This window comes from Dysgonomonas sp. GY75, assembly GCF_015234155.1.
GTDB lineage: Bacteria > Bacteroidota > Bacteroidia > Bacteroidales > Dysgonomonadaceae > Dysgonomonas > Dysgonomonas gadei.
The window spans coordinates 101,931-115,527 of record NZ_JADCLQ010000056.1 but is presented as its reverse complement, the minus strand read 5'-3'; the positions used below and the strand labels follow the sequence as shown (position 1 = coordinate 115,527).

Below are 13,597 nucleotides of genomic sequence, written 5' to 3'. Positions count from 1 at the left end.
ATGAAAACGTTAAAAATATCAGGCTTATTAGTATTTGTGATAATGAATTTTTCTTCCTGTTTTCTCTTTCCCGACCATGAACCGGAAACTGTTACCTATAATTTTGGCTTAAGTTTTCAGGATACTTCCGGAAATGATTTGGTAAAAGGGATTGGACTAGAGTGGTGGTTGGATTCGACTTTTATTTCTGAAGAGCAGGCTCAGTCAGGCATTGTAAAGAATGATTTATACGTACTGGATATTATTGTTTCCGAACCATGTAAAAATTGGGATAATAAAATTTATAATACTCCCGGTAGTGACGTTATCCGTCCCATATTAGGAATGGTGAGATATAATAACGGTTATCGTTATTTGGATAATGATTTTAGTTTATGGGTAAACGATTGTCCCGAAGCGAAAATGCTCACTTACAAGTTGAAATGCCCTTATGTATTTGGTGATGAAGCGGTACATGAATTTGTTACCTATTGGGATATTCCAAAGGTAAAATCATCAGGTCAAACATTTGCTAAATGTTACCGCATAGAGTTTAATGGTAATGAGATAATTCCCCAATTCTCTAAAGAGAGATATACAAGCGGATGTTATATAGCTACTATAATACTAAATGACTAATTTTACATACCTCCCAACTCTTTACGGCATGCATGTTTATACGTGTAGCCGCAGAGCCGGAATAAGAATAGTTGACGAAATCATAATAATCCGACTATATTTATGAGAACAAAAGACTTGTACACCTGTTTGGCAATGTTAATACTGATTATAGCCTTTCCCCACAGCGGAAATAGCCAGACAGCAGATTTTCACTATTTTCAATACAAGGGACAGGATGCCTGTTTCGCACAGGCTATAAACGACCGGAACCAGTATTTCAATCCGGTTCTCAGCGGTTTTTATCCCGATCCGAGTATCTGTCGCAAGGGTTCGGATTACTATCTGGTAACCTCAACGTTTTCATACTATCCGGGTATCCCGATATTTCACAGTACCGACCTGGTAAACTGGGTGCAGATCGGCAATGTGCTGAATCGTCCTTCGCAGTTGCAACTTAAAGCCGGAATCCGGCTCAGTGGAGGAATCTATGCTCCTACAATCCGCTACAATAAATACAATGATACTTTTTATCTCATTACTACCTGTACTGACGGGATCGGCAATTTTATCGTGAAAACCAAGAACCCGAAAGAAAATAACTGGAGTGAACCTGTTCCCCTGCATTTTGGAGGTATCGATCCCGATATTTTTTTCGATGAAGACGGAAAGGCTTATATCGTCCATAACGACGAACCGGACGGGAAACCCGAATGGGACGGGCACAGGTCTATTTGGCTGCGGCAGTTTAGTGTTGAGGGCGACTCTATTTTCGGTGAGAAGAAAATGATTGTAGACGGAGGTACGGATAAAGCCAAACATCCGGTGTGGATAGAAGCGCCGCATTTATACAAAATCAATGGTTATTATTATCTCCTATGTGCCGAAGGAGGTACCAGTGTTCAGCATTCAGAGGTCGTTTTCCGCTCCGAAAGTATTTTTGGTCCTTATATCCCTTGGAAAAACAATCCGATTCTCACCCAGCGCGACTTACCGGAAAACCGTAAGAATCCGGTGACTTCCGCCGGGCATGCCGACCTTATACAAACAGCAGAAGGCGACTGGTACGCTGTTTTTCTTGCCTGCCGCCCATACGAAGGCAATTATTACAATACAGGTAGAGAAACATTTATGCTGCCTGTGACATGGGTTGACGGATATCCGGTGATTTTGAAAGCGAACGAGGAAATTCCTTACATTGTAAACAAGGCGAATCTCCAGCCGAATGCAGAAAGTTATAAAGGTAATTTTACATGGAAAGACGATTTCGACGACGAAAAGCTCGATGACCGCTATTTGATGCTGCGTACTCCACCTGAAGATAAATGGTGGAAAATCGCTAACGGAATGCTTACACTCAGTTCTACCGGAAGCACGATCTATGAACCGAATCAACCGGCTTTTACAGGTATCCGCCAACAGCATTTAACTTTTTCGGTGCAGATAAAAATGGATTATTTACCGGATAATGAAGGGGATATTGCAGGCCTGGTTTGTTATCAGCGGGAGAAACATAATTTTGTTTTCGGAAAAACCATTGACGGGAACGGCAAGTATTATCTTGTATTGAAACGTGCTGAGGGGGATGTGAAAACCATAGCGAAAACTGAAATTCCAGACGGTACAGCCAAAAAAGCAGTAACCTTGAAGGTAGAAGGCAAAAAAGATAAATATTCGTTCCTCTATTCATTCGATGATGGAGAAAGCTGGGAAACGATAGCAGAAGATGTTGACGCAAAAAATCTCAGTACACAGTCGGCAGGCGGATTTACAGGTACAATAATCGGTTGTTATGTTTATAATGACACTACTCCTGTCGATGACAGAAAATTGCCGGCAAAGGATATTGCGAACCCTTTCGGTGTAGAAAGATTTGTGTTTCCTTCTGCCGGGCAAGAATATCTTTCTCTGGTCGAAAACGGCAAGCCTGTCCAGATAATTTCCGATGTTAACGACTATGCGGGTGTGATCCGCGCGGTCGGCGACCTGAAAGATGATTTCAGGAAAGTTTCCGGGAATCTCCCGTCTGTTTCCGGCAAAACGGCGATTATTATCGGAACGGCAGGAAAATCGGCCATCATCGACAAACTGTTCAGAGACGGCAAGATAGATAAGAACGAACTGGCCGGAAAAAATGAAAAGTATGTGATACAAACTATCGATAATCCGACCGGAGATATACAAAAAGCACTGATTATTGCCGGGAGTGATAAGCGGGGAACAATCTACGGTATTTATGAACTTTCAGCACAAATCGGCGTATCGCCATGGTATTGGTGGGCGGACGTCCCTGTCGAACACCAGACAAATCTGTATATAAAGCCGGGAAAATATACCGACGGCGAACCGGCCGTAAAATACCGGGGTATTTTCATCAATGACGAAGCGCCCGCATTTCAGGGTTGGTGCATCGAGAAATTCGGCGGTGTCAACTCGAAGATGTATAAACACATGTTCGAATTAATTTTACGCCTTAAAGGGAACTTTCTCTGGCCGGCTATGTGGGGAAATGCGTTTTTCGATGATGACCCTCTCAACGGACAATTGGCGGACGAATATGGCATCGTGATAAGTACATCGCACCACGAACCGATGGGACGCGCCCACTCTGAATGGAAACGTTACGGGCAAGGTGCATGGAACTATAATAAGAACCCGAAGGCCCTACAGAACTTCTGGAAAGGAGGAATGGAACGCATGAAAAACTACGAAACGGTAGTAACCGTAGGCATGCGTGGCGATGGGGATGAACCGATGAGCGAGGAGAGTGATATCGCATTACTGCAAAAAATCGTAAAAGACCAGCGCAAGATAATATCAGAAGTTACAGGTAAAAAGGCAGAGGAAACTCCTCAGGTATGGGCTTTGTATAAAGAGGTTCAGGATTATTATGACAAGGGGATGCGTGTACCTGACGACATTACATTGCTACTTTGTGACGACAATTGGGGCAATGTCCGCAAACTTCCCGACCTTAACGCAAAACTACGCAAAGGAGGATACGGAATGTATTACCATTTCGACTATGTAGGAGGCCCGCGTAATTACAAATGGATAAATGTCAGTCAGGTACAACGCATTTGGGAACAGATGAACCTCACATACCAATACGGAGTGGATAAAATATGGGTGGTGAATGTCGGCGACCTGAAACCGATGGAGTATCCCATCTCTTTTTTCCTCGATATGGCCTGGAATCCCGATAGATTTAATGCGGATAACCTGCTGCTTCATACCGAAGAATGGTGCGCCCGGCAATTCGGGGAAAAATATGCAAAAGAGTCTGCCCGTCTGATAAATCTTTATACGAAATATAACCGCAGGGTTACACCCGAACTGCTGAATGAGAATACATACAGTCTCGAAAATTACAACGAATTCGAAACGGTCGTAAGCGATTATCGTAATCTGGTAGTGGATGCCATGCGCCTATATTATCTGATGCCAAATGAATATAAGGATGCCTTCGACCAGTTGGTTTTGTTCCCGGTAAACGCTTGCTCCAATCTGTACGAAATGTACTATGCGGTGGCCAGGAACAGACACTATGCTGCTAAAATGGATATACAGGCAAACTATTGGGCGGATAAAGCAAAAGAGTGTTTCGCAAGGGATTCCATACTCACAATGCATTATAATAATGACATAGCCGGAGGAAAATGGTCGCATATGATGGACCAGATACGTATCGGTTATACCAGTTGGCAGCAACCTGAAAAGAGAGTGATGCCCAAAGTAGAATACATTATGCAAACAATGATACATAAAGAAAAGATATTCGCCGAAGCGGACGGCTATGTATCGATCGAAGCCGAAAACCACACAACAGCCAACAACGGGGCTAAAGTGTCATGGGTTATTATTCCCGATTTAGGAAAAACCGTATCGGGTGTAACAACTACGCCTGTTACCGAAAACCCCGGTAAAGACGTTTATTTGGAATATAAAGCCGATCTGAAAACAAAAGGAAAAGCCAGATTGATAGTCCTTACATCCCCGACATTGAATTTCAATGCCAATAAAGGATTACGCTATGCAGTCTCCTTAAATGGCGGGGAGGAACAAATAGTAAATATAAACGGACATTATAAAGGCGAACTGGGACAATGGCAGGCCGAACAGATCATAGAAACTTCTACCATCCATAATATTGATAAAGAAGGTATTCACACGATCCGTATCCGTCCTCTTGAACCGGGTATCGTTTTTCAAAAAATAATGCTGGATACGGGATGTCTGAAACCGAGCTATTTAGGCGCGCCACAAAGCGATTTAAAATAAAGATATTACAAAAATGAGATCTATTAATACATCATTATACAGGACAATATTCCTATTTATATTAGCAGTATCGGTATCAGCCGTCCAATCCGCAATAAAACTGCCGCGCCTGATAAGCGACGGGATGATTTTGCAGCGGGATACTCCCCTGCAACTGTGGGGATGGGCCTCTCCGAAAGAATCTGTCACTATAAAATTCATGGATAAAACATACCGGACAAAAGCCGATAAAAAAGGTGACTGGAGAATTGTATTACCTGCACAAACTGCCGGAGGACCATACACAATAAATATCAATGAAATCACAATAAAAGATGTTCTGATAGGTGATGTATGGCTCTGTTCGGGTCAATCGAATATGGAACTGCCAATACGCCGCACCCTCGATTTGTATGCAGATGAAGTAAAGCAGGTAAATAACCCGATGATACGGCTATTCAGAGTGCCGATGTATTATAATTTCAGCGGAAAAGAGACAGACTATCAGGGAGGGAACTGGAAATTTGCCACACAGGAGAATATCCTCGATTTTTCGGCTGTTGCCTACTTTTTTGCAAAAGAACTTTATGATAAATATAAAATACCTGTTGGAATTATCAATACTGCAATCGGCGGATCACCTGCCGAGGCCTGGATCAGTGCCAATACATTAAAAAACTATCCTGCCCTTGAAGCCGAAGCAAAAAAATGTGCAGCACCGGGCTTTATTGAAGAAACAAAAAAAGAGGAACAACAGGCAAGTAATGAATGGTACTCGGCAATGATAAAGACAGACAAAGGTATTGGAAAATGGCACAAAAAGAATATCGATACATCGGGATGGAACGACTTTTATCTGCCGGGATTATGGAAGGATAAAGGCATGGATGTGAAAAACGCAGTTATTTGGCTTCGGAAAGAGTTTGAGGTGGTAAAAGAGGATGAAGGAAAACCAGCTACCCTGCGACTGGGATATATCATCGATTCCGATTCCGCCTTTGTAAACGGAACATTTGTGGGAACAACAGGTTATCAGTATCCGCCCCGTATATACCAGATCCCGGGAGGAACATTAATTGCCGGTAAAAACACTGTTGCAATAAGAATAGTAACAAATGAATGGGGAGGTATAAAAGAAGACAAACCCTATAAAGTAATCATAGGTAATAAGCAGACAGATCTTACCGGAGAGTGGAAATACCTGATCGGTACTCTATTGCCGCCTTCCCCGCCAAATATATTTTTCCAGTACAAACCGATGGGATTGTATAACGGGATGATTGCGCCCGCAACAAATTATAAAGTAAAAGGGATATTGTGGTATCAGGGAGAATCCAATACAGGCAGGGCAAAGGAATACAAAACTTTATTCCCTGACCTTATCAATGATTGGAGAGAACAAAGGGCTGAGCCGCAGTTACCTTTTATATATGCACAACTTCCCGAACTGAACAAACCTTGGAAGCAACCTGCCGAAAGTGGAATGGCCGAACTCAGGGAAGCTCAGCGTCAGGCTCTGCTCTTACCTTATACAGGCATGGCTGTAACACTAGGCTGCGGAGAATGGAACGATATCCATCCTTTAAACAAAAAAGATGTTGCCCGCCGGCTGGCACTGGAAGCAATGCGGGTAGCCTATGGTGAGAACATTGTCAGTACAGGACCTCAGTTAAAAAATATGCAGAGCGAAGGAAATACGATCATCCTCACATTCGATTCTGTAGGTGAAGGCTTGTATTCCAACAGCATAATCAATGGCTTTACTATTGCCGGAGCAGATAAAAAGTATGTATGGGCGGAAGCCGCTATTTTAAATAAGAATCAGGTAAAAGTATGGAGCAATCAGATACAAAATCCCGTATTGGTAAGATATGCATGGGCGGATAATCCCGAAGGAGCGAACCTCAGAAATAAAGAAGGGTTACCGGCATCTCCGTTTACAGCAGCACAACCAGATATTATTTCCCATACAGGGGGATTTAATAGAGATTTAAAGAAAGTGACGGCAGTTCCTGACACCATTATTACAGATAATAAAGCCGGAATACACGATGCGTTCGATTACGAACTCTGGTACGACAGAGGCGATGTAGGTATGATACTGAAAGAAGACGGTGCATTCGAATGCTACTGGAACAATATCAACAATGTCCTGTTCCGCACAGGCAAGAAGTTCGATTGCACAAAAACGCAGGGAAAATTTGACTGTACGAAGACTCACGATGAAACCGGCGATATTTCCCTCAACTACGGTTGCGATTATCAGCCGATCGGCAATTCATACCTATGCGTTTACGGTTGGTCGGTCGATCCGCTTGTGGAGTTTTATATTGTCGAGTCTTGGGGCAACTGGCGTCCGCCCGGATCACTATCTAAAGGGACAGTTGAAATAGACGGCGGCACGTATGACATCTATGAAACTACGCGTGTAGAACAACCCTCAATCAATGGCTACACTACTTTCCAGCAATACTGGAGTGTTCGCGCCGATAAGAAGACCGAAGGCATCATTTCCGTCAGCGAGCATTTCAGGGCTTGGGAAAAACTGGGTATGAAACTGGGGAAAATGTATGAGGTTGCACTATGTGTCGAAGGCTATCAGAGTAGCGGTACAGCCAATGTGTACAGGCATACACTGACCGTTGGCGACACCACGATAGGTACCAGCCCGGAAAATAATGAAAAACTATCCGTATCGCCGCCGGATACGGCCAGGGATTTCGCAGAATAAATCTAACAATATCAATAAAATAAATAATTATGAACGTGAATATAAGTGAGACTAAAGGTTTTTACAAGCTGTCGTGGCTGCAACGAATAGGTTTCGGTAGCGGAGATTTTGCACAGAATCTGGTATTCCAGACGGTGATGCAATATGTTTCCATTTTTTATACCACTGTTGTCGGATTACGTCCGGAAACCGTGGCGGTAATGGTGTTTATACCGCCTGTCATAAATATATTCGGGTCTATGGCGTTGGGCGCATTTGTAGATAAGCATAACCCCAAATGGGGAAAGTACCGTTCTTATCTGATTATTGGCGGCGTTCCGCTCATGGCATTTGCCGTCCTCTGTTTTTGGAACGGTTTTCCCGGATCGACAGTGTATGCTTTTGTCACTTATATAGGGCTATGCCTGCTCTACACGGTGGTCAGTCTGCCTTACGGAGCACTGTTCGCTTCGCTTACCCGTGACGGGGATGAAATGACCAAGCTTACCTCTACCCGCATGGTGCTTGCCAACCTGGGCGGATTTACTGTGGCTTTCGGTATCCCGACAATCGTGCAATCGCTCTCTCCTACCCGGACATACAATACCTCGGGCGATGCCCATGCATGGTTTATCACCATGACTATACTGGCCTTAATCGGTTTGGCTTTATTGATTTTCTGTTTCACCCAAAGCAAAGAACGTATAGTAATGGAAGCCGATAAAACGTCGGAAGTAAAAATCTCCGATCTATGGATGGAATTTATCAGGAACAGCCAGTTGCGCATTGTGGCTTTATTTGTTTTTACGGCTTTTGCCTTGATGTCAATCTACAATGCGGCAGGGGCTTATTACATGACATACAATGTACAGGCTTCTAATTACACGGGTTGGTTCCAGGGAATAGGCTTTCTACCGGCATTCATCTTTATGCCGTTGGTCCCTGCCATTAAAAAGGCGATTGGTAAAAAACAAATGTTTTATGTATTTCTGTCTGTCGCTGTTCTCGGAATGGCTTTGCTCTATGTTGTATCGATAGTTCCCGCGCTTCGCTCGCAAATCTGGATCATAATGGTGGCGCAATTTATTAAATCCACAGGCATCATTGTCGCTACAGGTTATATGTGGGCGCTGGTTCCCGAAGTAATCACTTACGGAGAATATACTACAGGCCGGCGTATTTCGGGTACGGTAAATGCTATTATCGGAATTGTTTTTCAACTGGGGATGGCTATCGGCCTCTTTATTCCCAATATATTACTGGGATTCGTCGGTTTTGACAAAGATAACGCCGTATCGCAATCTGCTCTTGCTCAACAGGGCATTTTATGGTTGGTTGCCGTAATACCTGCGATGCTGCTCATTCTGGCGATGTTTATTATTTCAAGATATAAACTGGAAGACAACGTGATTGACAAAATAAATATGGAAATTGAAGAAAAGCATTTAAATAAGAAATAAATAAAATATCGTTTAAATAAAAACAAAAGAAATCATGAAAGTACTGACACCCGTTCTCTCTCTTTGCATTGCGTTCGCTATTGTAAGCTGTTCGCCACATAGGAAAGAGAATGAAGTAAAAGAGCCCTCTCTAAGAGAGGCGGTCAAGGACAAATTTCTGATCGGAACCGCCCTTAATACAAACCAGATCTGGGGAAAAGACTCTGCTGCCGTAAAGATTGTAAAGGAGCAGTTCAATTCCATCGTTGCCGAAAACTGTATGAAGAGTATGTTCTTACAACCGAAAGAAGGTGAATTCAACTTTAAGGATGCCGATAAATTTGTAGAATTCGGCGAGCAAAATAATATGTTTATCATCGGGCATACACTGATATGGCATTCACAGGCTCCGGCTTGGTTCTTTACCGATGATAAAGGAAAAGACGTTTCGAAAGAAGTACTGACTGAACGTATGAAAAATCATATAACAACTGTTGTCGGCCGCTACAAAGGACGTATTAAAGGCTGGGACGTGGTAAATGAAGCCATCCTCGATGACGGCTCGTGGCGCGACAGCAGATTCTATAAAATCATAGGTGAAGATTTTATACCTCTCGCCTTCGAATTTGCTCATGCTGCTGACCCCGATGCGGAGCTTTACTACAACGATTATAACGAGTGGCAGGCAGGAAAGCGTGATGCGATTGTAAAACTCGTAAATTCGCTGAAAGAAAAAGGACTTCGCATAGACGGTGTGGGGATGCAGGGACATATAGGGATGAATTATCCAAATCTGGAAGAATATAAAACAGCCTTAGACGCCTATTCTGCTACCGGCGTAAAAGTTCATATCACCGAACTGGATATGAGCGCACTGCCTTCACCATGGGGAAACACGGGAGCTAATATCTCGGATACAATTGCATATCACAGGGAAATGAATCCTTATACAACAAATTTACCGGATTCTGTTTCTGCAGTCTGGACTGAGCGGATGGGTGATTACTTCAAACTGTTTTTAGATAATAGTGATAAGATTGCGCGTATTACCCTATGGGGTGTTACAGACAATGATTCGTGGAAAAACGATTTTCCGATACGCGGACGCACCGATTATCCGTTATTATTCGACCGCCAATACAAGGCAAAGGCTGTGGTTAAGGAAATCATAGATATGGCAGATGGGGCAAATTTACCAAACAATTAATTATTAAATACTTAAACATTAAATCATTAAATTTCAGTAAAATGAAAAAAGCAAAATACTTATTTCCGCAGGACTATATGGCAGACCCGTCTGCACACGTATTCGATGGTAAAATCTATATATACCCATCCCATGACTGGGAAAGTGGTATTCCCGAAAATGATAATGGCGACCACTTCAATATGAAAGATTACCATGTATTCTCTCTCGATGATGTGGACGGGCCTATAACGGATCATGGCGTGGTACTGGACGCAGAAAATATACCGTGGTCGGGACGACAGTTGTGGGACAGCGATGTCGCATTCAAAAACGGTAAATATTATCTCTACTTTTCACTGAAAGACCAAAATGATATTTTCCGTCTGGGTGTAGCCATCAGTGACAAACCATACGGACCTTTCATCCCTCAGGAAAACCCGATTAAAGGAAGTTACAGTATCGATCCGTGTGTATTTGAAGAGAACGGGGAATATTACATTTACTTCGGCGGCATCTGGGGCGGGCAGCTTCAACGATATCGCAACAATAAGGCGTTGGAATCTGCTACTTTCCCGGCTGATAATGAACCTGCTCTTTGCGGGAAGGTCGCACGATTGAGAGATGATATGCTGGAGTTTGCGGAAGAACCACGCGATGTGGTTATTCTGGACGAAAACGGGCAGCCAATAACACAAGGAGACACAGACCGCCGCTTCTTCGAGGCATCATGGATGCATAAGTACAATGGGAAGTATTATTTCTCATATTCCACAGGTGACACTCATCTCCTTTGCTATGCCATAGGTGATAATCCTTACGGGCCGTTCACTTACAAAGGGGTAATCCTTACTCCCGTGATCGGGTGGACAACCCATCATAGTATTGTGGAATATAAGGGTAAATGGTATCTTTTCCATCACGATTCAGCGCCGTCGGGCGGCAGGACATGGCTCCGCAGTATGAAAGTCGTAGAACTGGAGTATAATCCGGACGGGACTATTAAAACTATTGAAGGACTGGATAGATAATTTATCTATAGAGTATGGCTAATAACTTTTAGTCGTTAGTCAGCTCTTTAATATTTTGTATTTAAAATTTAAGAAATCAATATTTTAAAGATTGATTAGAAAAAGTAACAGATGAAAAATTACAAATAAGTGTAACCTTTGTTACCTTTTTGAAAGTTGTAGGGGCAATCCCTTGTGATTGCCCGGTATTGGAAAAGGCGGATACCTACAAGAAGCACCCCTACGAAAGATAGCAAAAAGCGTTACTTGTGTTACTTTTTAACTAAACACGGTCATCACTATAAAAACAAAAATTGAGTTACAAAATATGAATCGAACGAAATTCACACTTTTAGTTTTTAGTCTTTCATTTATAATTATCCTGTCACCTTTGTTACTTTTTGCAGAGGATGGCAGTCAATTGTGGTTACGCTATCAAAGCGCAATTCACTACAAGGCAAAAGTCACATCGAAAGAAAAAAGTCCGGCAATAACTATTGCTATAAGGGAATTGGAAAATTCCTGGCAGGGGCAGCCTATTGAATTTAATCTGGATAAAAAACAGAAACATCTGAAAGATGGCTATCAGATAAAAGGTAACAATGACAAAATAACCATCACTGCACAAAAAGATGTCGGGCTGTTATACAGTGCTTACCATTTGCTTCATCTGCAACTCACGGAAACAGACAGGACAAATCTGAATCTAGAGGAAATACCTGCTTATGATGTGCGCATTCTCAACCACTGGGATAACTTGAATCGTACCGTAGAACGCGGCTATGCCGGTTATTCAATATGGAAGTGGAACGAACTGCCCAATACGCTATCGCCACGATACGAGGCCTATGCACGGGCTAATGCTTCGATAGGTATTAACGCAACTGTTCTAAACAACGTGAATGCCACACCGGAGATACTGACCAATGCTTATCTGGAAAAAGTAAAAGCACTGGCCGATATATTTCGTCCTTACGGGGTAAAAGTGTACCTCGCTGTAAATTTCTCTTCACCGAAAGAACTCGGTGGCTTATCTGATTCCGATCCACTCAATCCAGCAGTAAGTAAATGGTGGAACAATAAAGTAAAGGATATCTACAAACTGATACCCGACTTTGGCGGTTTCCTCGTCAAAGCTAATTCCGAAGGGCTTCCCGGCCCTCAGGATTACGGCCGCACACACGCCGATGGGGCGAATATGCTGGCTGATGCCTTGAAGCCTTATGGCGGTATTGTCATGTGGCGTGCGTTTGTTTACAATCCGAGTGATGAAGACAGGGCCAAACAAGCATATCTGGAATTTGTACCGCTCGACGGGCAATTCCGCGATAATGTAATAATCCAGATAAAGAACGGGCCTGTCGACTTTCAACCGCGCGAACCGTTCAGTCCATTATTCGGAGCACTCCGCAAAACACCGGAGATGGTCGAATTTCAGATCACACAAGAATATCTGGGTTTTTCCAATCATCTGGTATATCTTTCGCCTTTGTTTAAGGAAACGCTTGACAGCGATACCTTTTCAGATGGAAAAGGCTCTACCATTGCAAAGATCACAGACGGAACATTGCGCCCGAATAAGGTCACAGCAATATCTGCCGTAGCAAATATTGGAGAAGATACAAACTGGTGCGGACATCATTTTGCTCAGGCCAACTGGTATGCTTTTGGCCGTCTGGCATGGAATCACCAATTGACATCAGAGCAGATAGCAGACGAATGGATAAAAATGACTTTCTCAAACAATAAAGACTTTATTGATCCGGTAAAGGATATGATGCTGTCATCCCGGGAGACCGCCGTTGACTATATGATGCCACTTGGTCTGCATCACATATTTGCATTCGACCACCACTATGGACCCGAACCATGGGGAGATGTACCCGGTGCCCGCCCTGACTGGATGCCTTGGTATTACCATAATGCAGATAGTACAGGTTTAGGATTTGATCGTACGATGAACGGGAGCAATGCCGTATCTCAATACTTTCCTCCATTGAATAACATCTATAATGACATTAAACTTTGCCCTGAGAATCTCCTGCTATGGTTCCATCATGTGCCATGGGATTACAGGATGAAAGACGGAAAAACGCTATGGGAGGCGCTTTGTTTCAAGTATGATTTAGGAGTACAGAAGGTAAGAACTTATCAGAAGTTATGGGACAGGATGGGGCCATTTGTTGACGAGCAACGTTTCAGGGAAGTACAATCGAAGCTGAGAATACAGGCACGGGATGCTGTATGGTGGAAAGATGCCTGCCTGCTTTATTTCCAGACGTTTTCGAAACGACCGGTACCTTACGATATAGAACGTCCGGTACACGAATTGGAAGACCTGAAGAAGATTAAACTGGATATGAAGCATCATAATTAGTTCAGTTAACAGTCAGCA

7 protein-coding genes and 1 pseudogene are annotated in these 13,597 nt (G+C 43.1%); all 8 read left to right on the top strand.

The window, feature by feature from the left end:
* The 8 genes and pseudogenes from IR083_RS21730 (at nt 1) to IR083_RS21700 (ending at nt 13,579) form a co-directional block, all read left to right on the top strand.
* On the top strand, nt 1-618 hold the full coding sequence (locus tag IR083_RS21730) for a hypothetical protein (RefSeq protein ID WP_194225899.1): 618 nt from the start codon (nt 1-3) through the stop codon (nt 616-618).
* A gap of 102 nt (nt 619-720) precedes the next feature.
* Nucleotides 721-2,394, top strand: a pseudogene (locus IR083_RS25040) (glycoside hydrolase family 43 protein); the annotation flags it as partial.
* A gap of 48 nt (nt 2,395-2,442) precedes the next feature.
* Nucleotides 2,443-4,878, top strand: coding sequence for a glycosyl hydrolase 115 family protein (locus tag IR083_RS25035; RefSeq protein ID WP_410492896.1), 2,436 nt, complete (start codon nt 2,443-2,445; stop codon nt 4,876-4,878).
* Nucleotides 4,879-4,891: 13 nt separating this feature from the next.
* On the top strand, nt 4,892-7,588 hold the full coding sequence (locus IR083_RS21720) for a glycoside hydrolase family 11 protein (protein ID WP_194225897.1): 2,697 nt from the start codon (nt 4,892-4,894) through the stop codon (nt 7,586-7,588).
* Between the two features lie 29 nt (nt 7,589-7,617).
* On the top strand, nt 7,618-9,027 hold the full coding sequence (locus tag IR083_RS21715; RefSeq protein WP_006799063.1) for an MFS transporter: 1,410 nt from the start codon (nt 7,618-7,620) through the stop codon (nt 9,025-9,027).
* A gap of 34 nt (nt 9,028-9,061) precedes the next feature.
* Nucleotides 9,062-10,213 (top strand): endo-1,4-beta-xylanase, encoded by a 1,152-nt coding sequence (locus tag IR083_RS21710; protein ID WP_194225896.1) that lies wholly within the window; start codon nt 9,062-9,064, stop codon nt 10,211-10,213.
* A gap of 41 nt (nt 10,214-10,254) precedes the next feature.
* Nucleotides 10,255-11,223, top strand: coding sequence for a glycoside hydrolase family 43 protein (locus IR083_RS21705; protein ID WP_194225895.1), 969 nt, complete (start codon nt 10,255-10,257; stop codon nt 11,221-11,223).
* Between the two features lie 307 nt (nt 11,224-11,530).
* Nucleotides 11,531-13,579: an alpha-glucuronidase gene (locus tag IR083_RS21700; protein WP_194225894.1), complete on the top strand. Its 2,049-nt coding sequence runs from the start codon at nt 11,531-11,533 to the stop codon at nt 13,577-13,579.
* The last annotated feature ends 18 nt before the right edge of the window (nt 13,580-13,597 follow it).